Annotated in this window: 18 protein-coding genes and 1 tRNA gene; 6 read left to right on the forward strand and 13 right to left on the reverse strand. The window is 41.0% G+C overall.

The genetic code is table 11. The annotated features are described in order from the left end of the window. Positions 1 to 2 precede the first annotated feature (2 nt). Positions 3 to 3,140 (forward strand): error-prone DNA polymerase, encoded by a 3,138-nt coding sequence (locus B2400_RS16545; protein WP_293935084.1) that lies wholly within the window; start codon positions 3 to 5, stop codon positions 3,138 to 3,140. A 48-nt stretch (positions 3,141 to 3,188) separates the two neighbouring features. Here the strand turns inward: B2400_RS16545 and B2400_RS16550 are convergent, their stop codons facing one another. The 8 genes from B2400_RS16550 to B2400_RS16585 form a co-directional block, all read right to left on the reverse strand. Further along, entirely contained in the window at positions 3,189 to 4,100 is a 912-nt protein-coding gene (locus tag B2400_RS16550; protein WP_293935087.1) for an alpha/beta hydrolase, read from the reverse strand. A 217-nt stretch (positions 4,101 to 4,317) separates the two neighbouring features. Next, positions 4,318 to 4,920 carry an RNA polymerase sigma factor gene (locus tag B2400_RS16555; protein WP_149526874.1) on the reverse strand — a complete coding sequence of 201 codons (603 nt, stop codon included), beginning with the start codon at positions 4,918 to 4,920 and terminating at the stop codon, positions 4,318 to 4,320. Between the two features lie 92 nt (positions 4,921 to 5,012). Further along, complete coding sequence (locus B2400_RS16560) at positions 5,013 to 6,035, reverse strand: hypothetical protein (protein ID WP_149526875.1); 1,023 nt, start codon at positions 6,033 to 6,035, stop codon at positions 5,013 to 5,015. 133 nt (positions 6,036 to 6,168) lie between these two features. Continuing rightward, positions 6,169 to 6,852, reverse strand: coding sequence for a DUF4998 domain-containing protein (locus B2400_RS16565; RefSeq protein ID WP_187773877.1), 684 nt, complete (start codon positions 6,850 to 6,852; stop codon positions 6,169 to 6,171). A 28-nt stretch (positions 6,853 to 6,880) separates the two neighbouring features. Beyond that, entirely contained in the window at positions 6,881 to 8,233 is a 1,353-nt protein-coding gene (locus tag B2400_RS16570) for a DUF5126 domain-containing protein (protein WP_293935093.1), read from the reverse strand. A gap of 15 nt (positions 8,234 to 8,248) precedes the next feature. After that, positions 8,249 to 10,264, reverse strand: a complete 2,016-nt coding sequence (locus B2400_RS16575) for a RagB/SusD family nutrient uptake outer membrane protein (protein WP_293935095.1) — start codon at positions 10,262 to 10,264, stop codon at positions 8,249 to 8,251. A 36-nt stretch (positions 10,265 to 10,300) separates the two neighbouring features. Then, on the reverse strand, positions 10,301 to 13,786 hold the full coding sequence (locus B2400_RS16580; protein ID WP_223110824.1) for a SusC/RagA family TonB-linked outer membrane protein: 3,486 nt from the start codon (positions 13,784 to 13,786) through the stop codon (positions 10,301 to 10,303). Positions 13,787 to 14,023: 237 nt separating this feature from the next. Further along, complete coding sequence (locus tag B2400_RS16585; RefSeq protein ID WP_293935098.1) at positions 14,024 to 15,217, reverse strand: FecR family protein; 1,194 nt, start codon at positions 15,215 to 15,217, stop codon at positions 14,024 to 14,026. Between the two features lie 242 nt (positions 15,218 to 15,459). On the opposite strand from B2400_RS16585, the gene B2400_RS16590 reads away from it, so the two are divergent. Further along, positions 15,460 to 15,798, forward strand: coding sequence for a four-helix bundle copper-binding protein (locus tag B2400_RS16590; RefSeq protein ID WP_149526880.1), 339 nt, complete (start codon positions 15,460 to 15,462; stop codon positions 15,796 to 15,798). A 127-nt stretch (positions 15,799 to 15,925) separates the two neighbouring features. Here the strand turns inward: B2400_RS16590 and B2400_RS16595 are convergent, their stop codons facing one another. From B2400_RS16595 to B2400_RS16605, 3 genes are all read right to left on the reverse strand, one after another. Continuing rightward, positions 15,926 to 16,306, reverse strand: coding sequence for a dihydrofolate reductase family protein (locus B2400_RS16595; RefSeq protein ID WP_293935100.1), 381 nt, complete (start codon positions 16,304 to 16,306; stop codon positions 15,926 to 15,928). 6 nt (positions 16,307 to 16,312) lie between these two features. Continuing rightward, entirely contained in the window at positions 16,313 to 16,474 is a 162-nt protein-coding gene (locus tag B2400_RS16600) for a hypothetical protein (protein ID WP_293935103.1), read from the reverse strand. 167 nt (positions 16,475 to 16,641) lie between these two features. Next, on the reverse strand, positions 16,642 to 17,190 hold the full coding sequence (locus tag B2400_RS16605) for a hypothetical protein (protein ID WP_149526882.1): 549 nt from the start codon (positions 17,188 to 17,190) through the stop codon (positions 16,642 to 16,644). Positions 17,191 to 17,445: 255 nt separating this feature from the next. Here B2400_RS16605 and B2400_RS16610 point away from each other — a divergent pair, with 255 nt between their 5' ends. Then, positions 17,446 to 17,874, forward strand: a complete 429-nt coding sequence (locus B2400_RS16610) for a hypothetical protein (protein ID WP_286650808.1) — start codon at positions 17,446 to 17,448, stop codon at positions 17,872 to 17,874. 168 nt (positions 17,875 to 18,042) lie between these two features. Here the strand turns inward: B2400_RS16610 and B2400_RS16615 are convergent. Then, positions 18,043 to 18,116 (reverse strand) — tRNA-Pro (locus B2400_RS16615). Between the two features lie 310 nt (positions 18,117 to 18,426). Between B2400_RS16615 and rplS the strand changes: the two genes are divergently transcribed. After that, positions 18,427 to 18,774, forward strand: a complete 348-nt coding sequence (rplS, locus tag B2400_RS16620) for a 50S ribosomal protein L19 (protein ID WP_149526884.1) — start codon at positions 18,427 to 18,429, stop codon at positions 18,772 to 18,774. Between the two features lie 82 nt (positions 18,775 to 18,856). Here the strand turns inward: rplS and B2400_RS16625 are convergent, their stop codons facing one another. Next, positions 18,857 to 19,846 (reverse strand): potassium channel beta subunit family protein, encoded by a 990-nt coding sequence (locus tag B2400_RS16625; RefSeq protein ID WP_149526885.1) that lies wholly within the window; start codon positions 19,844 to 19,846, stop codon positions 18,857 to 18,859. A gap of 270 nt (positions 19,847 to 20,116) precedes the next feature. Between B2400_RS16625 and B2400_RS16630 the strand changes: the two genes are divergently transcribed. Both B2400_RS16630 and yidC read left to right on the forward strand, forming a co-directional pair. Then, complete coding sequence (locus B2400_RS16630) at positions 20,117 to 21,727, forward strand: CTP synthase (RefSeq protein WP_149526886.1); 1,611 nt, start codon at positions 20,117 to 20,119, stop codon at positions 21,725 to 21,727. Between the two features lie 38 nt (positions 21,728 to 21,765). Then, positions 21,766 to 23,595, forward strand: coding sequence for a membrane protein insertase YidC (gene yidC / locus B2400_RS16635; protein WP_149526887.1), 1,830 nt, complete (start codon positions 21,766 to 21,768; stop codon positions 23,593 to 23,595). Positions 23,596 to 24,131: the final 536 nt, after the last annotated feature.

Raw genomic sequence — 24,131 nt, forward strand, 5'->3', positions numbered from 1 at the left:
CGATGGGTTATATAGAATTACAGGTGACGAGCAATTTCAGCTTCCTCCGCGGAGCCTCCCATCCGGATGAATTGATGGAGCAGGCTGCGCTTTTGGGCTATCAAGTTCTTGCTATCAACGATCGTAATACTTTTGCGGGGATTGTCCGTGCGCATGTTGCAGCCAAGAAACATGGCATCCGTCTGATTCCCTCCTGTCGCTTAGACTTATTGGATGGCCCTAGCATGCTAGCTTACCCTACAGATCGCGCGGCTTACGGGCGTCTATCGACCTTATTGAGCGTGGGGAACCTACGTGCAGAAAAAGGACAATGTCATCTGTATAGAAAGGATGTGTATGAACATGCCGAAGGGCTCAAGTTTGTGGTATTACCGCCAGAGAAGCTGGATGCAGCTTTCTGTTTGGACATGGCCTATATGCAGGATATTCGCGATTATCGGGATAATCTAGGTTCAGATCTTTATCTCGGTATCAACAAACTGTATCGAGGAGATGATGCTAAGATGATTTTCCGCCTACATCAATTAGCGAAAGAACTGAAGATAAAGTTGGTCGCCTTGGGCGATGTCTATTACCATAGTCCGGAGCGGCGTGAGCTACAAGATGTCCTGACCTGCATACGGGAGAAATGTACGATACACAATGCCGGTTTTAAGCTGCATGCAAATGCGGAGCGCTATTTAAAGCCTGCTGAAGAGATGGAACGTTTATTTCGACAGTATCCGGACGCTATCGCCCATACGGAGGAAATTGCTCGGGCTTGCAGCTTCTCGTTAGACAGCCTAGAATATGTCTACCCGGCCGAGTTAGCACCTGACGGCCGTACGCCTCAGGAAGAGCTCGTTCGTTTAACCTGGGAGGGCGCAAGGGCTAAATTTGGAGAAGATATCCCGAAGCATATTCTCGACACGATACATATGGAGCTGGAATTTATTGAGCGTAAGAATTATGCTTCTTATTTTCTAACGGTGCATGACTATGTTCGTTTTGCGCGTGAGCGTGGCATCCTTTGTCAGGGTCGCGGTTCGGCGGCCAACTCAACGGTTTGCTTTTGTTTAGGCATTACCTCGGTTGACCCCTCGAAGATCAAACTGCTGTTTGCACGTTTTATGTCGGATGCGCGGGATGAACCACCCGATATTGATGTTGATTTTGAGCATGAGCGCCGTGAGGAGGTCATACAATACATTTATGAGAAGTATGGGCGCAATCGCGCCGCTATAGTAGCGACGGTTACCCAAGTTCGTTCGAAGGGCGCATTACGGGACGTGGCAAAGGCGATGGGCTTATCATTGGATGCCGTAGGTCGCTTGTCTGGGGTTATCAGCAGCTATTGGGATAACCATGTGGATCAGGAACGCTTGATTGAACAGGGTTTTAATCCTGAGGATCCGAATCTGCAAAAGGTCTTGGCACTCGCTTATCAGTATATGGGTTTCCCTCGACAATTGGGGCAGCATACGGGCGGTTTCGTGATTACGCAAGGGAATCTGCATGAGCTATGCCCATTGATCAATGCGCGGATGGAGGGGCGAACTAATTTGGAATGGAACAAGGACGATCTGGAAGCCTTGGGATTCTTAAAGGTAGATGTGCTGGCCTTGGGTATGCTGACCTGCGTACGTAAGGCATTTGACCTAGCGAAAAAGCATTATAAGGAAGATTTTACGCTAGCTAATATCAAGCAGGATGACCCCAAAGTTTATGATATGATCTGTAAGGCCGACACCTTAGGGGTCTTTCAAATTGAGAGTCGCGCGCAGATGTCTATGCTTCCACGATTGCGGCCTCGAGAGTTCTATGACCTCGTTATTGAGGTTGCTATTGTTCGTCCGGGGCCTATACAAGGTGATATGGTCCATCCTTACCTGCGTCGCAGAAATAAGGAGGAGCCGGAGGAATATCCGAAGGAGGAGCTGCGGGGCGTATTGGAAAGAACAAAGGGCGTTCCTCTATTTCAGGAACAGGCGATGGAGATTGCTATTGTTGCTGCGGGATTTACGCCGGCAGAGGCGGATGAGCTTCGTCGCAGTATGGCGACCTTTAAAGCGAAGGGCAAAGTATCTGCTTTCCATAAAAAGATGATTGATGGCATGGTCAGCCGTGGGTATACGCAAGAGTTTGCAGAACGGGTATTCCGACAGCTGGAGGGATTCGGGAGCTATGGTTTTCCGGAGAGCCATGCTGCTTCTTTTGCTCTGTTGGTATATATATCTTCCTGGATCAAATGCCATTATCCGGATATTTTTGCAGCGTCTCTACTGAACAGTCAACCTATGGGCTTTTACCAGCCTGCACAGATTATCATCGATGCGCAGAAGCATGGCATCCGGGTTCTTCCTATTGACGTCAACCTCTCCTCTTGGGACAATACTTTAGAAGGAAAAACCGGCAGTAAATGGCATGCTATCCGATTGGGATTGCGCCATGTTAAGGGTTTACAAGCAGAGGATGCGGAGCGCTTGCTTGCCGGTCGGATAAAGCCTTATCAGTCGATCAACAGTTTAATTGACGCAGGGCTCACGACTGCAGTATTGGAGCGATTAGCGGATGCGGATGCTTTTGGCTCCCTAGGTCTGGATCGTCGACAAGCCTTATGGGAGATATCGGCACTTGCAGATACACCTATTGCGCTATTTGAGGGACAGGCCTCGGAAAGCACACAGGAAGGACAAATTGAACTGCCATTGATGAGCCAAAGCGAGCATGTTGTGCAGGACTACGCTGCTACGGCCTTATCCATCAAAGCACATCCTGTTAGTTTTTTACGCAGGAAATTGGATTTATTGCATGTAATCCCAACTGCTAAGCTATCTGAGGTAAGGAATGATATGCCTGTCAAGGTATGTGGATTGATCACGGTGAGGCAGCGCCCGGGAACAGCAAAGGGGGTTCTCTTTGTGACGATTGAGGATGAAACGGGTTTTGCTAACTTGGTTATCTGGGGTACCGTCTTTGAAAAATATAGACGAGAGGTGCTGCGGGCAAAACTCTTCATGGTGTCTGGCAAAGTACAGAAAGAAGGGGATGTGATACATGTGATTGCGCAACGTTGTTTTGATGTTACGGGTTTATTGAAGGATTTAACAGAAGATCAGCATAGCGAAGAGGCTTTTCATAAGGGAAGGAATTTTCATTAGGAGAAAGACCTCGAGAAGATCAACACATCCCTTTTCCTGTTAAGCAGATTATTCATTAACAGACATGTTTGAGGTTAAAAACTTATCTATGGTATTGATTTCATTCATGGTTATATAATTGTAAATGGCATGTCCCATATTTTTTAGTATATGAATTTCAGATTGTTGAATACCCAGGTCCTTCATTTTTTTATGAAGCGCATAAGCGTATGCGACATTGATCAAATCATCTTGTTCCCCATGAAACGTTAGCAATGGAGGAGCATTCCGTTGCATATCATCCGTATTTGATAGTCCTCCCCAAAAATTAACAACGCAGCGAATCGGTAGTACTTTTTGCTTTGACCGATAGGCTGTGTATAGCGCTGTCATCGCCCCGGCAGAACCACCAGAAATAGCAACTCTGTTAGTATCCAACGCATAGGTTCCTGCGTTTTCTTTGATCCATTGCAATGCTAATTCGGTATCAGCAGACGCTATTTTTACCGCCGTTTCTAAACCGTCATGGAATTTTCCAGCTTTTGGAAGTCCGTCCTTCATATTGGCACCTGCAGATGCCCCTTGAATCTTATTTTGCTTTAAATAGAGATAGTAATTTATAGAGACTACCGCATAGCCTTTGATCGCAATTTTTTTGCATAACGCCACATTCCCTTTTGCACTCTTGTCGCCACCAGAAAAACCTCCTCCATGGATAAAAACTAACACTGGCAGCCTATTCGCAGACTTCAAATTGGGGAGATATAGATCTAATAATCGATCTGAAGACGTATCCTGGGCAATCCCCTCCGGCGCTGCAGCATACCTTATATCACGTTTTACCGTAACTACCGCAGTGTCTGAAACGGACTGTGCCTGTGAATACAGGAACGCATAAATGAGCATTGGTATCATTAGCATGATCCTAATTACAAATTGTTTGCGTCGCATATTATTTACGTTTTGTCTTGAATTCGCCATAGTTTTATATATCATTACTTTCCCGCCAGTGACAGCAGTTCCTTGGATAGAGATTTTATTAAGAGCCTTCTAAAAATTATAGTAGAGAAGTAAACCTAAATAAAGAATGCCTGAGCCATGGATAGAAACTGTTAATTGTCTTTATTGAATATACGACTTTATTTTTTGGGAAAATAAAGCGTTTTTGGCTACTTAATTAAACCTCAAACGTTTTTGATTAAAACATGCTAAATACGGCAATGATGCCATATAGGCTTATATCTTTCTTTTTAAATACTAGTTTCAAAGCTGCCATTGCTTTCGAACGAGCAAAGTATATGTTATTTGCCGTTGTACCTAGTGTCGTACAGATTTCATTGGTATCCATTCCTTCTAAATAAGTCATTCGAAATACTTCAGCTTGATATTTCGGCAGCTTATCCAGTTCCAATATAATTTGCTCAATAAGTTCTGAATAAATGATATCAGTTAGAACATCAGATCGATTTTCGATTTTATCCCACAACAGCTCCTCTCCTAGATCCACCGTCTTCCGAAAAGCAGAACCTACATGATCATAACATGCATTTCGTGTAATAAGAAAAAGGAAAGACTTAATAGCTTGTAATGAAGATGCATTAGCTCGATTAAACCACAGTTTGCAAAACGATTCGGATACAATTTCTTCAGCTGCTTCGCGGTTTTTGGTAATCCTATATGCAAATACAAATAATTGCTCAGCGTATTGGCTCATAAAATAACGAAGCCCCAGCTCGTCTCCGAGTTGCAACTTTTCAAGATATTGGCTATCTAGGGTAGATTTTTGGTTGAACTGTTTCACAATGAGCGTAAAAGTAGCTATAACAAACCTAGTAAGGTTACCTAATATCGTTATTTTTTTGTTAACTATATGTAGCCAAATTTGTCATATGATTATTTTAACATTCCATCCTTCCAAGTGAGTCTTTCACCCCAAAAAGGAATCATCGTTTTATCACATTTTACAGCGGGCAAATGTTCCATTGTTTTCGTAATTGAGGCTTGTCCATGCGGATATGGCTTATGTCTCAGTTCAATTAAATGGGTCAATACCGCATAATCCGGTTGAACTTGCCCTTCGGCCGTTCCCAAAAGATTGTTTTCTCGCTTCTCTCCCCATCGCATAACTAATAAATTAACCGGTCCTTGAATCTTTGTAAAATTTGCAGGAGTAAAGCCTGCATCTCCGCAATGTAACAAAGAGAATGATCCAGCATCAGTTCCACAGTCGATTCGTGCCATGGATATGAACTTTGGAAACTTCGGATTAGCAAGGTGGTCGTCCATATCAGTGCGAATCGTAACATTCCCAATTTGATAGCTGGTTGGTACTACAGAATGATAAGCCGAGCCCGGCTTATAGAAGTTGGAAATAACGGGTTTACCTAGGTTTGTCATCGCCTCCATCAACTTAACATTCGCATGGTCACCATGATTGTGTGTTATGTACAGGAAATCAAGATATGGGGCAAATTGCCAAGCTAGTCTATGATCTACATCAATACCGAAGCAAGCTGAAGGTGTTTTAACGATAAAACCCATATTATAAAGCAACCAAACTTGCGCAGTACCTTTTTTAACTTTATTATTCTTCACTTCATTCAGAACCTTGTCAAAGCCTTTTCTATAAGCATAAAGAATGGGAACTTTCCGCTCCATTTCCACTGCGTCATCTTCAGACATTGCCAAATAAGCCTTGAATTCATCGGGAGGAAAGCTATCCGAATATCGTTCTATCGTTTTTAGCAATTCAATTCTGTTTGGACTTAGATCGAAGGCGGTTGTTTTCTCTAGGCTTTTCCAAGTTTTGATCGCTTCATTAATTTCACTTTTTATGCTGCTCTCCTGAACGAGACCTTGTCCGGATGAAACAAACACCAAAAGGTACATGGAGAGGGATAATAACAATCTTTTCATAGGATAAACTTAGTTTTAGGTTTTTGATTTATATAGGTAATAATAATAAACAAAATTATTCTTCCTAGTCGCCTAATTAGAATGACTAGGAAGAATAATATTTCTCATTGGATAACTCCTAATATAGGGTCCTTTAAGGAATAACTGTCTCCAAATAATTCGGAGTTATTAAGGTATCAATATCATTTGCATTGATCAAATACCTCGTTTTACTTCTAACTAATCCACCTTTTTTAGGGTTGACCATTGTTAGAGTTCTAACGACTAATTCTTCTTTGGTAAACGTTCCATCGTTTTGTTCGTAACTTACCAAATTATCAACGGCTCCCACCCTGTTATCAAAATTAATGACTCCATTATCTTGAGTAAATCTGACCGTTGATGGCAACAGCGTGTTGATGTAATTATCACCATAAACATAGCCCCCCTTATCCGTCATTAGGGATTTATTACCAAAGGTATCTACATTCCAAGCTTCGATCAGAATATTGCCCTCAATGTCGGGCATCTCTAACGTCGCGAAGTAACCGCCAAACTCTTCATGATAATTACTGTCGATGTAATCCACTTTCAGTGAATCTCTTGAGCCCGCGGCGGTATTCCACCGCAACATAAAGAATGATTTATTCACATCTTCTGCTGGCACCACAACTACGGCCACTTTATTAAATCCGGACTTAACGTTTATATCAGCGATACGCGCTGCATAAACAATAGGACCATCTTTAACATACTGATTTAATAGATCATCCGCATTATCACAGCCGACCTGCAAAAAGGAAAAAATCGCTCCTAGTATATATATTAACTTCTTCATCTTTAAATACTTTAATCTATATATTCTGCTAATATGATTTAAGCACTTCTCCGAACATCTTGAATTCATTGATCGTGTAAAACGTTTCGGTTGGTGTGTAGGACTCCATCAGCTGCAATCTCATGTAACGGAAGGACTCCGTCGGTTTTGCATCAGGATTCTTATTGTCTTCGGAAACTGCGTACTCCTGTTTATTGTAGAAATAATCTGTTTCTTCTTGTGTGATACTAGCCATATTTGCAGGCATCTTTCCTTCGTACTCCCCGATTAAAATCCATCCTTCCGGGAACTTCGACCATCGGGTAGTATTTGCATCATTCGTTCCCCAAATCCTGAATCTCTTCACACTAGAACGCGCATACAGATAACTGGCGGATGGACGAGGATAGATTTGTACTCTACTCAATCGTAAATCTTGATTTAAGTCAAAAGTGACATATAAGTCATGTACGTAGGTCCGCTGAGTTGGCTGGCCTTCCGGGATCTTAAAGAACTTATAGGCTAAGAAGTTGTTAGCAGCTGTGATACCATTGAACATCGTTTGAGGACCAAAGTTGGCACTGTGTGCTACCCCATCATTTTGTACCCCCGTCTCTAAATTATATCCAAACAGCGCATAGTCTTTACCCGAGGTTCCATATGATGGGTTGAAGTAAGCAACAGGTTTCACTGTATTGAAATCAATCAGCTGTTCTTTGAATGGTGTAATCAATTCAATCAGTGTGTCCGTCCTATTTCCCCACTTATCTGATAATACAAATCCAAATTTCTGCTCCACATTATCATACTGTCTGATATAAGTTGCCGTATTCAATGAGTCTGAGCTGTAAATTGTCTTAGAAGGATCCTCTATAAGTGTCTTTTCGCCCATTTGAATTTGATCTTCCGTCAATATGTGAATCGCGAAGGGCTGTGCCTCTTTATTTTCCCATTCTAGCTTAACACCTCCAAATGCGGGAGTAGCCAACAAACTTTGACGTGCAATTTCAACAGGTGATAACAATGGCTTTTCCCTAACTTGAGTTATGTCGGATTTATTACCGCCCTCATCCACAACCGCTAATTCCACGGATACCTCATTGGTTCCTGTAAAGCCTTCAACTAAAATGATATGGCTATAGCGAGAAACTTTAAATTCCACTTCATTGCCGGCTTTATTTATATAGGTTGCAATAACTTGTGAATGTTTAGGGTTGCCGGCCGGCAGACTAAAGTGAATCTCTAATGCACCTGGCTTCGAAACCACTTTGTCGACGGTTAATTTTTCAGGCTTGCCACCGCCTAAATCCAATTGTTCAATCCCTAAGTAGGAATCCATGCAAGAAAGAAGCGATAAGCTACTTACCAAACATAAGAACAAGTATATAATATATCTTTTCATCGTTTTATCAATTAATTACCAGCCTGGATTTTGAACTAAGTTTCTATTTTGAAGCAAGGTATTGGTCTCAATTGGCATCAAATAATCTTTCATTGAAAACCTCGGCTGCACAAGGACCTTCAAGGTGAAGAAATCCTTTTTATTCTCGCCTTCTTTATTCCAACCCATAATTGGTTTGTTATAAACTAATTCGCCAATTAACCATCGACGAACATCGTAGTAGTAATGGCCTTCAAACGCTAATTCATTGATGCGTTCCTGCTGCACAATCTTTCTTAAGCCTGCTTGACTTTCAGGCTTAGATTTAAACGCTGGAGAAGCATATTTCGCCCAACTCACAACCACACCTTCCATTCCAGAACGTTGTCGAATCTGATCTAAATAGTAGTAAGCATTATTACCTCTAGAATCCGTCTTGCCCGGGCCACCTGCTTCGTTTAATGATTCGGCTAATAGCAAATACAAATCGGCTAAACGAATAATTGGAAAGGAATAACGTTCATAAACCAATTCAACGCGCGTTGCAGTATAGGTTGTTTTTAAATGGGTCAGCTTTTTTGCTAAATAACCAGACAGGGGATAATAGCCATAAGTCTCTCCATATTTAAATCCGCTACCCATATGTCTCATAAAGTTTGGAAAAGCAGGGTTTGACAATTGCTGCGAACGACCTTCCCAAATTCCGCCGTCGAATCCCACCGATGCGTAGAAGCGTAAAGAGCGGTGGTGATGAAGTAATGCGGTCTCCTGTCCACTTTTTATGAAGTACTTCGTATGATTTTCATCCGGTAGCTGCGTTGTATATCTATTCTGATACCACCCGTTCGTTTCCCATTCCTGGTCCTCTTCAATCGGAACGCCATTGGAAGAATAAAATGATTCAACGATATTCAACGTCGGAGAATGGCGTTGTCCAATATCGGGAGCACCCGACCCTGCAATATTTTCCCACTCTGAATTGCTGAGCATACTGGAAAAACGTTGGAGCTGTCTTGTTGCCTCATTGGTTGCCCAGATAAGCTCTGGATTCCATGGCGAAGTCACAGCTTGTCTTAAGCTCACCATCGCCTTCGTCTCTGGACTGATATTGGTCGTATTTACATCCGGGATGGCGCCTGCGCCAGCATCTGTAGTAATCAATAAATGGTTACCATCTTCCTCCGCAGAACGAACAGCCTCATCACAAGCCAACAATGCCCGCTCCCATCTTTGCTTACTATCACCGGCCGGAAATAGATCAATACCTCGTTTATCTTTAAATCCTGTATAATAATTATTGTTATTAAAAATTGGACTAGCTGCTAGCACTAGTGTCTTTGCTTTAATTGAGCGTGCAATAGTCTTCGTGAAACGTCCGTATTCCGTAGAGGGATCCAATTCAGCCGTTGTTGGCAATGCTTCGATCGCTTCATCCAATAGGTTGACAATGTAGTCTGTCACTTTATCAACCGGTTCGCGATGGAAATCAAGTTCCTCCCCCTTCGCTGCGATAGGAATAACCTTATCAACAATGGGTATCGGTCCGTAAAGTTGGAACAAATAGAAATTGAGGTAGGCCTTAATCGTTTTGACTTCAGCAATCCATTTGGCGCGTTCCATCTCATCCATGTCTCTTGGACCGCCATCCTCTAGTTTGATATGTTCTAAGAAGACATTACAGTTGCGGATTCCTTGCCAAATGTTTCGGCTCGCTCCATTCTTACCATCCCAGAAATTCATATATGGACGTACTGCGTTATTACCGTTGAAGAATAGTAAAACAGTATTCGGGACGTTTGCCGGATTACCACCCGGCATATTCCGAGGATCCGAGACAACATCACCTCCAGCTGTAAGTCCTAAGGTATTATCCGGATTAGCAACATTTGGAAGAGCCGAGTAACAGGTGAAAAGATATTTCTCGGCGTTAAAGCGATCTTTGAACGCGTCCTCCAGCACCGGTTTGTCGTCTGGTAAAATATCTAGATATTTATTACATCCTGAGAGTGCCATGATAAGGACACCCATTGATATAAAAATTATACGCTTCATATCTTTATGATTAATCATTAACATTTCGATTCCAGATTAGAAATTAACCTGCATACCTAAATTGAACACTTTTTGCAGTGGATAAGCCAAGCCATTCCCACGCATTTCCGGATCCCATAATTTGAAATCGGAAAGCGTAAAGAGGTTTGTTCCGCTTGCATAGATACGAGGACTAATTCCTCGGAATTCCTTGAACTTATACCCCATTTCAACGGATTTCAATCGAATAAAACTTGCAGAACGCATCCAGTAGTTACTACGAACAAAATTGTTCGCATTGCCCACCGCGCTATTTCCAGCCTCTGGTGATAATCGTGGCCAGTGAGCGTATAGGTCTCTATTCGTTTCTGTCCATAAACTTTCTTTGATGAAGTTCAGCATCGCTCTGTTCCCTCTCCTTTCAACTCCCTTTTCTACTAGAGTTACATTGACAAATGGTGCCATTTTATTTGCATCCAAGAAAAAAGAGAAACGCGAGGAGCCTTGAACGAAAACAGAAACATCAAAATTCTTATAACCAAATGACCCTCCGATACCATATTGAATTTCGGGATTGGTAGGGTAGCCAATCGGTACGATATCGAAAGTATTGATCACGCCATCGCCATTGATATCACGGTACTTAATATCGCCTGCCTGATACACAACCGAATTCCCGTTAACCATTTGAACCGGTGAGTTCAACACTTCGTTATCATCGATAAATAGACGCTCCGCAACATAGCCCTGTGACTGTCCCACTTTCCGGCCCACAACAGATTTCCATGGAGCGAAGCCTGAATAGTCTAGCTCATCATAGACTGTGATCTTAGATGTACCATAGGTAAAATTACCCCGAACGATATACCACATTCCGTTGGCTAGAGACTTGTTATAGTTTAAAGTCAAGTCAAGACCTTTTCCTTTCGCTTCACCGTAGTTTGTTTTAACGCTTGAAGTCAATCCTACAACAGATGGAATATCCTGTCGTTCTTGTACAATATTCGTCCGGTTCTCTAAGTAAACCTCAGCAATCAAGGATAGATCATCATTTAGAAAACCCAGCTCCACCGCTAAGTTTGTTTTATAAGAAACCTCCCAAGTAATGTTTGGATTCGCATAGCGTAAAATATCAATGGTCGGTCTGGTGAAGGTCGAGTTTACATTATTTCCGAAATATCCAGCCTGCGGCCCGTTCAGATTGATATTCGAGGTAAAGAAAAAGCGATCGATATCATCAACAATAATGTCATTTCCGACTAGACCGTATGTACCGCGTAGTCTGAGCTTAGAAAACGTAGGTTTTAGGCTTTCAAAAAATGGCTCGTCAGACACTTGCCAGCCCAACCCTACTGACGGGAAGAAACCCCAACGAAACCTTGGATCGAATCGTTCGGAACCGTTGAGTCCAAAGTTTAATTCCGCGAAGTACTTATTAGAATAACCGTATGTAAATCTTCCGGCTAACGAAACGTTACGCGAAGGCAACGAAGAGTCTAAGTTCTGCGGACTGCCATCCAATCGATCTTTGATAGACCCCACTAATAAACCTCCTAAGTCATGTGTCCCGAAACGACGATTATACAACACCGCACCTTCGGCATAACCCCTAGCTTCCACAAACTTGTTACCTGCGGTATAATCAATATGGTCTGAGCCTTTTTCAGGATTTAATACTGATAACTGATAAGGATATGCATTAGTCGGATCATATGTCCCTTTGATATACTGATAATAGAACGGATTATAGCTACGCTGAATATTGAATCCCGAATATCGCGTAATACTTCCTATAAAGCGAGCTTTTAAGCCCGGCGTGATGGACTCTAAGTTCTGATGCAATTCTAACTGAGTCAATAACGTACTATTTCTTACATCCTCATAGCCTTTCATGATATCCGCATATGGGTTGATATAGCCTGGTTCTCCATTTCCGTAATCATCTCCAGAGTAGTTACCGAACAAAATACGGTCAACAAATTCCGTGGCGTGGTCAGGTTGATAATATGCTGGGAATAATACAGGATTGGCTAATAAAGTCTTGCCGTAGGTGTTTGCTCCTCCACTGCCAGACTCACCGATAGGACCTGTATAATCGTCGAAAGTCGCACTCAAACGAACCTTCGCTTCCAAGGTTTTATGGAGAAACAAGTTCACGTTCGAACGAACTGAATACTTCTTTAGATTGATATTGGAGTTGAATGGGTTCTTCTCATCAACTTTCAATATACCGTTATCTTGAGAAAAAGAGCCTGCTAAATAATAGGTCGCGGCATTTCCACCCCCCGTCAAGTTTATGTTCGTACGATGGTTTAAGGAATGGTCTCTGGTTAACATTTCTTTCCAATCGACCGCGGGATACACATTGGGATTGCGGTTTGGATCTTTAGTAAAGTTGATCTTACTTTGCGGATAGACCAATTCGCCAAAGCGCGTCATCTGTGCGATATTGGCATACTCCATATAACTAACCGGATCTGCTAAATCAACTTTGGTAGTCGGAGTGGATACGGAAGATTCATGTCTGAAAGAAACTTTTACATTTCCCTTCTCCCCTTCTTTGGTTGTCACTAACACCACCCCATTTGCACCGCGCGCTCCATAGAGCGCTGTTGCCGACGCATCTTTCAGAATAGAGAAACTTGCGATATCGTCGGGGTTTAATCGAGCTAGATCCCTTGATGACATCTCAATATTATCGATCAATATTAAGGGAGCTGTTAAACCACTACCGAATGAAGTCACACTTCGCACAAAGAATTGCGCATCTTCCTCTCCTGGAGCTCCAGTTGATTGATACGCAACTAAACCCGCCATGCGACCAGCCAATGCTGTTGTTAAGTTACTCGCCGGAGTTCTCAGATCCCTGACATTTACCGTCGTAATCGACGAAACAATACTTTCTTTCGCTTGTCTACCGAAAGCAACAACTACTGTCTCTTCCAGCTCACGATTATCTTTCGAGAGCCGAATATTGATAACCTTTGCACTGCCCACCAAGATACGCTGAGTCGAATAACCGACCATTGAGAAGATCAACGAGTCGCCTTCATTTACCGCTAATTCGTAGACACCATCACCATCGGTACGAGTGCCGACTGCTGTTCCTTTCACAAAAACACTTACACCCGCCATCGCTGAATCATCAATGGCATCCGTAACTTTACCTGTCACCATGTTCTGTTGTCGCACCGGCTGTATTGGCACTCCTTCCCTAACAGGTACTGAAGCGACATTCTTCGAGGCAACGCGTGCCTGTGGTTTTATTACAATGGTATTGCCTTGAAGCAACCACTCTGCGGATTTATCTTGCAGCAACTTGCGCATAGTCCCCTCTATTGGCAAGTCTTTAATGTCCGCATGAATCTTCATATCAGCCAATACTTTGCTCTTGATGAAGAATTCATATTTTGTTTGTTGTTGAATAGTCTTCATCACTTTCAGCAATGAAATACCATCAGCTTTCAATGTCACGTTCTGCGCCATACCATCGGCCATAACCGTCGTGATATTGAGCAGTATGAGTACAACGATCCATTTCATAATTAGGGAACATCGGTTTATAGAAGACCAGTGCCGGTCTTCCAGATTTTTTTTAAAATTCATACATTTGTACTGATTAGATCATATTGTAATTATTAAATTCAAAATTTTCTCTTAGCCGAGAGATTGTAATGCGATAGACATCTAAAGAATTGGCGGGCAGTGTTGGAGCACTGTCCGTTTCCTTATTATCTATCCTTTCCTTAATAGTTCCGTTTCCTCATTCCTTATTCCTGTTTAGTTAAAAATTGATAGTTTGTTCCTTTCCCCTATGCGTTCGAGTTTAAACTTAAACCCGCTGCCTTCAATTATCTTTAGCACCTCCTTTAAATTCTTTCCACGGCTAATACTTGCGTAGAGATATGTTCGCTTAACGCGATCATCAATTTCAAAATCGAAATCGTACCATCTACTAAGTATTCTCATCGCTTCGCCCAACTCCACTTCTTCAAATACAAATTGATTATCCTTCCAAGCGACGTATTGACTTATATCCACCTGCTTTTTATGTAGACCTCGTTGATCAATAAATCCCTGTTCACCCGCTTTTAGAGGCAGTATCTTCCCCGCTGCGTGCAACACGACAGATCCTTCCACCAGCGTCGTACGATTCTCATATTGCTCGTCAGCATATGCTTTTAAATTAAACTGAGTTCCAGTCACTTCCACCACTTGTTCAGACGTTTTGATTTTAAATGGGATCTTTTTCCCGCCGACAATCTTACTTTCTACATCGAAATATGCCTCACCGTCCAATTCTACGACGCGTTCTTTTCCTCGCATCGTTAATGGATAGGTCAATTTAGAGTCTGCATTTAACCATACCTTTGTCCCATCCGACAAAGTTATCTGATACTGGCCGCCTCTCGGCGTAGAAATCGTCGCGTAGCTATCCTCACCATTGTTCAGATCTTGAATCAATGTGCCATCCGCATAAGCGAGTTCATCCCCCATAACGACAGCGTCCTGATTCTCATTTAATTCAATTACGCGACCATCTGCCAACGTGATTTTGGCTTTATTGCCGCCTGGCGCTAAATCACTAATCGAAATAGCTTTTGTCTGATTGATTTGACTTCTGTATAATATCAAACCAATTCCTAGTACTGAAATCAGTAGCGCAGCACACGATAAATACCATCCCGAATTTGTTTTCTTCCGCGGAGGATGTTCACCTTCTGCATCGCGCACTTTTGCTAAGGTCTTTTCCTCGAATTTCATCAGCCAGTCTGATTTTGAATGATCAGATTTAATGGCCAGTCTATTTTTCAATTCTGATAATAAAAGTTCCTCATCCTCTACTTTCTTCAAAAGATCCGAAAACAAAGGATCGGAAGCCCCCCAGCTCTCAAGCATGCGTAGCTCTTGCTCAGTGATGGTTCCTTCCATCCGCTTTCTTATTAAAGACACTATCTCAGCGTTGCTATTCATGGTTATAGATGTTGGCTTGTTTTATTCGTCGATCAGATCGACTGTTATTAATACGAACGACTCTGGAAAATCTTAGAAAAAAAGTTAAAAAAATTTATAACGAAGTAAAGAGAAGTATAATTCTCTATTAAAAAACCACCATAGCACACATGTAAAGAGGGTTTTGAAGAGTTAAAAAATTTTAGACAGAACTTATTAAAGCGCCAAATGTTTATTATATAGTCACACTAAAAACGATAAAAATGATTAGTTCAAAATTTCAATCCTGTATAGAAGCTTGTTTAGAATGCGTAGCAACATGTAACTTGTGTGCTACGGCATGTCTTAATGAAAAAGATGTGGACCATCTTCGGAAGTGTATTCAACTCGACCTTGAATGTGCAGCAATCTGTCAAGCCGCAGCTAATGTGCTAAGTTTAAACGGTCAGTTTAGTGCTGAAATTTGTAGACTTTGTGCAGATATCTGTAATGCCTGCGCCGAGGAATGTGAAAAACACGCAAAAATGGGCATGGATCACTGTAAAGAATGTGCTGAAGTATGCCGTAAATGTGCGCAGGAGTGCGAAAAGATGGCAGCGTAATAACAATTCATATTTTGTACAGCAGGGCGCTCGAAAGACGTCCCGCTGTATTAATAAACTCGTTATTAGTAAGTGTATCAGCTAATCTATTATCTATAATAATAGATTTAAGGATGTATTCAGGTTTCTATTTCGTTGGCGAGTAATAAAGTATAATTGCTCCGTTGTTGAAAACTTTCGCCCTTTTGAGTTGAAAGACGGTCCGATTTTCCATATCCTCAAATAATGAGATTCCTGGTCCTGCAATAACCGGCTGGATACGAAGTTGTAGTTCATCGATTAAATTCAAGTTCATTAACTGAACTATCAAACTGCGGCTTCCAATCAGGATGTCTTTTCCTTCTTCCTTCATTAGCTCATTAATTACTTCCACTAGTGGCTTAGTTGCAATTTCAGCAGTCTCCCAATTTGTCTTTTTGAGCGTTTGAGAAAAAACGATTTTTGGAATTTTGTCTATTGATTTAGCGAATTCGTTCAATTCTTGTTCATCGGATGGATGTAGTAGCATTGTCTGTCAATATTGCATCAATTCAAAAGTAATTCGTCCGTAAAGGATTTTGCCTGCATTTTCCAAAAGACTAGTATAGTGTTTATGCAACTCTTGGTCTGCAATTCCAGCAGTGTGGTCACAATTTCCGTCGATTGTGGTATTGAATGCTGCGATAACTTTTCTCATAATTTATTCTGTTGCTGTTAGGAGGTTAACAATTACAATGGACATTTATGTAGATGAAGTATAAACCTAATAATAAATATGTAGATGCTATTATTTAATATCCCTAGAGGCGGACAAAATGCACGATCTTTCAATATTTCCTTAACCAGCATATCCCAAAACCGATGTTATAGGGAGTTTGATTTTGGTACTTTAAAAAGTAGAACAATTGAATAAATCTGTAAAGCCGCTTGGACAACATTAATAATACCGACTATCGGATTCAATAATATGTTCATAATAATAGTTGGAATTCCAATTAACCCTAAAATCATAAAAACTAACAAAACATATTTTATCCAGTCATCACCTTTACTTACTAAGTAGCCAATACCAATTAACATTCCTAACGTGAGTATTGCAACTTTAATTCCGAAACTATTGTTGAATATCGCAGGACTTAGAATTACATTAATTATACCTAATCCTGCTGATAAATAAATTAAATTAGCTGCTTTTTTGTGATTTGGATGGATTATTTTTGCATTTTCTTTATTCTTTTCAGATATCAAAGATGTTAATCTTTGCGTTTCTAATTCGGTAAATTCTCTACCTCTTGATTTAAGAATTTCAAATGCTAATATATTCGCTTCAGGAACAAATCTATTTCCTTCCTTAATATATTCTTCTAGTTCTCTGTCAGTTTTAGTTTCTAAAACACTCTTTTTTACACTCATAGATTGTTAATAACTGTCTATAACATACTGTTTAGCGAAGCTAACATACAAATATTTCACCGATCAGGATCTATTAATGTACCTCGCCTTACAAATTCAAAGACAATATAATAATCTATATTTTAACGGGTTGACACAACATTAAATATCGTTATCCATATGGAGAAAACAATTATTATATGTAAATCGTTTTCTAGATATGGCTAGTTTAATTTACAATCCTCATTATTTGGCAATTCTAAAACCGATGAAGTAATGAAAAATGTAGCTGAAAAAATGGGCCTCAAGGAAAAAGCGTGTGCATACTTTGCAAACGCTCCGAAAGAAGCTATCGAAAACATGCATCTTCCTGAAATAGAGATATCAAAAATATTAGAAGGAGAATTTGATTATATTCATTTTTTTGCAAAAACTCAGGCGGAACAGACAGAGCTGTTCCCAAAACTGAAAGCGCATTTAAAATTAGATGGAATGCTCTGGGTATCGTGGCCGAAAGGCGGACAGTTGAACAGCAACCTTACCCTACCAAAAGTTGTCAAAATAGGCTATGAATTCGGATTGGTAGAAAGCACTTGTTTGAGCATCAATAATGTTTGGTCCGCTTTAAAATTTACGCACCCCAAAAAAGGAAAAACCTATAATAATAGCCACGCAAAACTGAAATCAAGAACAACGAATCGCTAACAAGAGATTCTAGAATGAGCCGCTTCAAATCCTTCATGTGTGGCAGGATTGCTTCAGCCCCACAGCCCCAAACTCAACCCTGAAGCTCCTACGGATCGAACCGCGGCTCGAATCTCCCACACCCGAACACAAAAAAAGCCCTAACTTTCGTTAGAGCTTTATTTTCTGTCGGGGTGGCAGGATTCGAACCTACGACCTCCACATCCCAAATGTGGCGCGATACCGGGCTACGCTACACCCCGAAAAGGTATCACCTTTGTTTTTGTGTGGCACAAATATACGGCGAAAAATATATTTGTCAAGATAAATTTTAAAAAACATGCTAAAACACTCATACAACGCACTTTACAGTTTTAGCAATCCTCGAAAAATAATTTTTTAAAAATATTTTCACAATAACTTTCATATAATCAAGCTGTTTTCCTATCTTTGCACCCACCTCAAATAGAGGAACATAATTTTTAAAAAAAGTATTTTTTTATATCAGATAAAAGCTGTAATATTGCATTCCGATTTTTACAGGATATAAATCGTTTTTAATTACACAGAATCATGGATTTAGTAAAATTTGTAGAAGAACAAGCGGTAGTAAAAAATGAAATTCCCGCTTTCAAAGCAGGAGATACCATCAGCGTTCATTATAAAATTCGCGAAGGAAATAAAGAGCGTGTACAGGTGTACCAAGGGGTGGTAATTCAATTAAACAGCGAAGGTGCTAACGCAACTTTTACCGTTCGTAAAATCTCTAACGGTGTAGGTGTTGAACGTATTTTCCCTGTAAACTCTCCTAACATCGAGAAAATTGACGTTAACTCAGTAGGTAAAGTTCGTCGCGCAAAATTATTCTATTTACGCGGACTTACTGGTAAAGCTGCTCGCATCAAAGCGAAAAGAGTTTAATTACGATATTTCTTTTAAAGAAGAAAAGGGACTTACAAATTGTAAGTCCCTTTTTTTATGCCCGATCAACCAGCCATTCGAATTAGTTCCGGATAACAACAGGCTTAGTTCCCATGATCACATCAATACGCTCCTTAACCTCTGCCGTAATTAATGGAAGAACTTCCAATGCTTTTAAATTTTCAGTCAACTGGCTCTCGCGTGTTGCACCCAAGATAGCAGTCGTTACATTCGGGTTACTTAAGCACCATGCAATACTCAATGTTGGCAATGATACACCCAGCTCATGTGCGAAATCACCTAAAGCCTTTACCCGGCTCAACTTATCTTCTACAACTGCTCGTTCTTTCAGCCACTCATAACCTTCCAAAGACATTCTAGATCCTTCGGGAATTCCATCGTTATACTTACCTGTCAATATTCCGGATGCTAAGGGACTCCAAATCGTCGTTCCCATCCCGACATTTCTAAAGATAGGCTCATAGTCCACCTCCATTTTCATGCGGTTGAATAAATTGTATTCGGGCTGCTCGACGGACGGACCTTCCAACCCCAAATCCCTAGCGACCATGTGCGCTTCCATAATCTCGGCAGCTGACCATTCGCTGGTTCCCCAGTAAAAGATCTTGCCTTGCTGAATCAATGTATTCATCGTACGTACCACTTCCTCAATTGGAACATTACGATCAGGACGATGACAATAATATAAGTCCAAATATTCAACTTGAAGGCGCTGCAAAGCCTCCTCACAAGCCTCCATCAAGTGCTTTCTGCTCAGACCATGCTGATTAGGTTTCTTATCCTCGCCCTTCCAGCCGAAATAAGCCTTGCTCGACAAAACATAGGAAGATCGATCCCAGTTCACTTTCTTTAATACACGACCCATCATTTCTTCTGATAATCCCGCAGAATACACCTCCGCATTATCAAAAAAATTCACACCGGCATCGTATGCCTGCATCATCAATCGTTCGTTCGTATGATCATCTGTTTGTCTAGCAAAGGTTACCCAAGACCCAAAGGAAAGCGCACTCAACTGTAGGCCGGTTTTACCCATTCTTCTGTATTCCATTCTGTAGATTTTTTATTAAAGTTACTCCATTCAAGGCTATTTCTGTATTTTATTTTCCACTAAAAGTGTAAAATTTCAGCAATTATTTAGGCTATGACAGTGTGGAAAACCTGCCAATCAATTAATCTTCAAATCAATCCATCGAAGATTACCCTAAACGATTTTTTTTAGAGCAGATTGAAGAAAAAATTTGTACCTTTGTATCCCGTACATAGAGCAGATGAGGCGGTATAAAAAGACCTCATTCTATATTAGAAATCCATTATTGCTATGACTAAATATATCTTTGTTACGGGCGGCGTAACTTCGTCGTTAGGGAAAGGAATTATTGCTGCTTCCCTTGCCAAACTACTTCAGGCGCGCGGTTTAAAAGTAACCATCCAAAAGTTTGACCCGTACATCAATATCGATCCAGGAACGTTAAACCCTTATGAACATGGCGAATGTTATGTTACAGAAGACGGTGCTGAAACCGACTTGGACCTTGGTCACTACGAACGATTCCTAAATGTTCCCACTTCTCAAGCTAACAACGTTACAACAGGTCGTATCTACAGCCATGTTATCGAGCAAGAGCGTGCAGGTGCATACTTAGGAAAAACAGTTCAAGTAGTTCCCCACATCACCGATGAAATCAAACGTCGTATGTTGCTTCTTGGTCAGACAGGCGAATACGATATCGTTATCACCGAGCTTGGTGGTACTGTTGGCGATATCGAGTCCCTTCCTTTCATTGAGGCCGTACGTCAATTACGTTGGGAATTAGGCAACAACGACTGCCTAGTTATCCACCTAACCCTTGTTCCTTACTTAGCTGCGGCCGGCGAGTTGAAAACAAAACCTACGCAGCACTCCGTAAAAACCTTATTGGAATATGGTGTACAACCTGATATTTTAGTTTGTAGAACCGAGCATAAGTTGAATAATGATATTCGTAAGAAATTAGCATTATTCTGCAATGTGAATATCAATGCGGTAGTAGAGTCGATCGATGCGCCTACGATCTATGATGTTCCTTTGAACATGCTAAAAGAGCAATTGGATAAAACAGTATTAGCAAAATTAAAACTATCGACGAAGAACGAACCAGATCTTGAGAACTGGAAAGCCTTCTTAGGTCGTTTGAAAAACCCAACCAACGAGGTATGCATTGGTCTTGTGGGTAAGTATGTAGAATTACCAGACGCCTACAAATCTATTGCAGAAGCCTTCATCCACGCGGGTGCAACCAACGAAACCAAAGTAAAAGTTAAATATATCGCTGCAGAAAGCGTAAGCGACGACAATGTTGCTGAGAAATTAAAAGGCCTTGATGGTGTTTTAGTTGCTCCAGGCTTCGGCGAACGCGGCTTAGAAGGAAAACTAACCACTATTAAATATGTTCGTGAGAACAAGGTTCCCTTCTTTGGTATCTGTTTAGGTATGCAATGTTCGGTAATCGAGTTTGGTCGCAATGTTTTAGGACTTAAAGGAGCAAACAGCTTCGAAATGGACGAAACAACACCGCATCCGGTAATCAACTTGATGGAAGAGCAAAAGAACATTACCAACATGGGCGGAACGATGCGCTTAGGAGCTTATGATTGTGAAATCAAAAAAGGAACAAAAGCGTTTGGTATCTATGGGAAAGCTAAAATCTCCGAAAGACACCGTCATCGTTATGAATTCAACAACGCGTATTTAAAAGATTACGAAGCTGCAGGAATGATTGCCTCAGGCTTCAATCCGGATACTGGATTAGTTGAAATCGTAGAATTGAAAGACCATCCTTTCTTCGTCGCTGGACAATTTCATCCAGAATTAAAGTCAACGGTAGTAAATCCTCACCCACTTTTTGTTAGCTTTGTAGCCGCTTCTTTAGCGCACAAGAAATCACAGTAGTTAAAACACACTACGCGAGATACAGTAAATATTATAAAATGGATAGAAACAATCTAATAGGATTCATCTTAATCTTTGCCATCCTGGGGGGCTCCTTCTACTTAATGAAGCCATCTCAAGAGGAAATCAAAAAGGAACAGCAGCTCCAAGACTCGATAAAAAGAGTAAAAGAAGGAGTGGTTGTTACAAAAGACTCCACAAGAATCACTAGCCCTGCAGAAGCCGTAGCAGATTCTGTATTGGCGAAGCAACCTTTCGGCGTTGCATCGGTTGGTACCGAACAAGTGATTACCTTACAAAACGAACGCATCGCTGTAAACTTAAGCAGCAAAGGTGGTCGCGTAAAATCAGTAGAACTGAAAGAAGAGAAAAATTACGACGATTCTAAACTGATCTTATTCGACGGCGATAATAACCGCTTTGGATTAGAATTTAACGTTCCTGGAAAAGCAGTAAAGACCAACGACCTTTACTTCCAACCGCAAGGATCTAGCTTCACTGTTTCAGGCGAAGAATCTAAATCGGTAACTATGCGCCTTTCTTATAGCGCAGACCAGTACATCGATTATATCTATACCCTTGCCGGAAACGACTATAACTTAAAGTTAGACATCCGCACGGTAGGTTTGAACGACCTGATCGATGTTAAGAACAAAAGTCTTCTTTTAAACTGGGAAACGACATTAACACAAAAAGAGCGTAACGTAAAATCAGAGCGTGAGAAATCTGCGATCTTCTTCCGCGATGTAGAAGGCGAAGTAGATCACCTTTCTGAAACTAGCGACGAAAAAGAAACTGTTGAAAATAAACTAAGCTGGATCGCCTACAAACAACACTTCTTCTCGACCGTATTGACGAGTAAAGAAGGATTAAGCAATGTCAACTTAAACTCTGTTTTCTTAAACGAGCAAGGTTTGGTAAAAACTTACCAAACAACAGCAGACTTAGCTTATACAGGCCAAAAAGAAAACCAATATGGCTTTAGCTTTTTCTTTGGACCTAACAAATACAAAACCCTGAAAGCTGAAGGAAACGACTTTGATAAGATTATCAATATGGGATGGGGACCAATGGGATGGATCAACAAATTCATCACCGTGCCGATCTTTGATTTCTTAGATGGTTTCCATATGGGTTACGGGATTGTGATCTTGATCTTAACTTTATTCCTAAAGTTCATCATGTTCCCATTAACATTCAAATCTTACCAGTCTATGGCGAAGATGCGTGTGTTAAAACCACAGTTAGATGAGATCAAAGAGAAAGTTGGTGAAGACAACCCTATGCTATTGCAGCAGGAGCAAATGAAGCTGTACAAGCAAGCAGGCGTAAACCCGCTTGGAGGATGTTTGCCTTTATTATTGCAAATGCCTTTCACGCTAGCCTTCTTCTTCTTCTTCCCGAACTTGTTCGAACTGCGCGGAGAAAGCTTCCTTTGGATCAAAGACCTTTCAACCTATGATGCGCCAATTACATTCGCGAACATCCCCGTAATCAATGTAGACCACATTTCCTTAATGTGTGTGTTGATGACATTGACTACTTTGTTAACGACTTGGTACAACAACGCAACATCAGGAGCTGCAAACAACCAGATGAAATACATTGGTTATATCATGCCATTAGTATTCTTCTTCGTGTTGAACAGCTTCCCTGCAGGTCTGAACTACTACTATTTCCTTTCTGCCGTTCTTACTTTCTTAACGCAGGTAATTATCCGTCAATTTATCGACGATGATAAAATCTTAGCGAAAATCGAAGAAAAGAAAAGCAAACCCCAAGCAGAAAAGAAAAAATCATCCTTCCAAAAGAAAATGGAAGATATGATGAGAGCACAACAAGCAGCTCAACAAAATAAGAAAAACTAGGGTTTAGATATTAGATATTAGATTTTAGACATTAGATATAAGAGCCTGCCTAGCGGGCTCTTTTTTCGTTTAAGATGTTGGAGGTGAGATTTTTGACATTTGATAGCGTTTTTTTCTGAACCTTCGGTTTTGAAATTTGTCTTGAACCAGGAAAGGAAGGAAAGTTTGCTTTGAACCAGGAAAGGAAGGATTTTAGGATTAACAGGATCAGGTTTAACTGCTATTTCTGGTGCAGACAAATTTCCCTTTCCACAAGATCCTGATTATCCTTGAATCCTTTCTTTCCTGGTTCAAAGACAAAATATCCTGAACATCCTTGAATCCTTTCTTTCCTGATTCAAAGACAAATATCCTGCCCATCCTTGAATCCTTCCTTTCCTGGTTCAAAGAAAAAACATCCTGCCCATTCTTGAATCCTTGCTTTCCTGGTTCAAAGAAAAAACATCCTGCCCATCCTTGCATCCTTCCTTTCCTGGTTCAAAGAAAAAACATCCTCGCATCCTTCCTTCCTAGTATTCTAGGTTTTTGACATATGC

Source organism: Sphingobacterium sp. UBA6645 (assembly GCF_002455685.1).
GTDB classification, from domain to species: Bacteria; Bacteroidota; Bacteroidia; order Sphingobacteriales; family Sphingobacteriaceae; genus Sphingobacterium; species Sphingobacterium hotanense.

Bases quoted from the DNA above. Each gene is read 5' to 3' on its own strand.
- B2400_RS16580 (WP_223110824.1), bottom strand. From the start codon at position 13,786: ATGAAATGGATCGTTGTACTCATACTGCTCAATATCACGACGGTTATG.
- B2400_RS16610 (WP_286650808.1), top strand. From the start codon at position 17,446: ATGAAAAATGTAGCTGAAAAAATGGGCCTCAAGGAAAAAGCGTGTGCA.
- B2400_RS16575 (WP_293935095.1), bottom strand. From the start codon at position 10,264: ATGAAGCGTATAATTTTTATATCAATGGGTGTCCTTATCATGGCACTC.
- B2400_RS16630 (WP_149526886.1), top strand. From the start codon at position 20,117: ATGACTAAATATATCTTTGTTACGGGCGGCGTAACTTCGTCGTTAGGG.
- B2400_RS16585 (WP_293935098.1), bottom strand. From the start codon at position 15,217: ATGAATAGCAACGCTGAGATAGTGTCTTTAATAAGAAAGCGGATGGAA.
- B2400_RS16550 (WP_293935087.1), bottom strand. From the start codon at position 4,100: ATGGCGAATTCAAGACAAAACGTAAATAATATGCGACGCAAACAATTT.
- B2400_RS16560 (WP_149526875.1), bottom strand. From the start codon at position 6,035: ATGAAAAGATTGTTATTATCCCTCTCCATGTACCTTTTGGTGTTTGTT.
- yidC (WP_149526887.1), top strand. From the start codon at position 21,766: ATGGATAGAAACAATCTAATAGGATTCATCTTAATCTTTGCCATCCTG.
- B2400_RS16545 (WP_293935084.1), top strand. From the start codon at position 3: ATGGGTTATATAGAATTACAGGTGACGAGCAATTTCAGCTTCCTCCGC.
- B2400_RS16570 (WP_293935093.1), bottom strand. From the start codon at position 8,233: ATGAAAAGATATATTATATACTTGTTCTTATGTTTGGTAAGTAGCTTA.
- rplS (WP_149526884.1), top strand. From the start codon at position 18,427: ATGGATTTAGTAAAATTTGTAGAAGAACAAGCGGTAGTAAAAAATGAA.
- B2400_RS16600 (WP_293935103.1), bottom strand. From the start codon at position 16,474: ATGAGAAAAGTTATCGCAGCATTCAATACCACAATCGACGGAAATTGT.
- B2400_RS16595 (WP_293935100.1), bottom strand. From the start codon at position 16,306: ATGCTACTACATCCATCCGATGAACAAGAATTGAACGAATTCGCTAAA.
- B2400_RS16590 (WP_149526880.1), top strand. From the start codon at position 15,460: ATGATTAGTTCAAAATTTCAATCCTGTATAGAAGCTTGTTTAGAATGC.
- B2400_RS16625 (WP_149526885.1), bottom strand. From the start codon at position 19,846: ATGGAATACAGAAGAATGGGTAAAACCGGCCTACAGTTGAGTGCGCTT.
- B2400_RS16565 (WP_187773877.1), bottom strand. From the start codon at position 6,852: ATGAAGAAGTTAATATATATACTAGGAGCGATTTTTTCCTTTTTGCAG.
- B2400_RS16605 (WP_149526882.1), bottom strand. From the start codon at position 17,190: ATGAGTGTAAAAAAGAGTGTTTTAGAAACTAAAACTGACAGAGAACTA.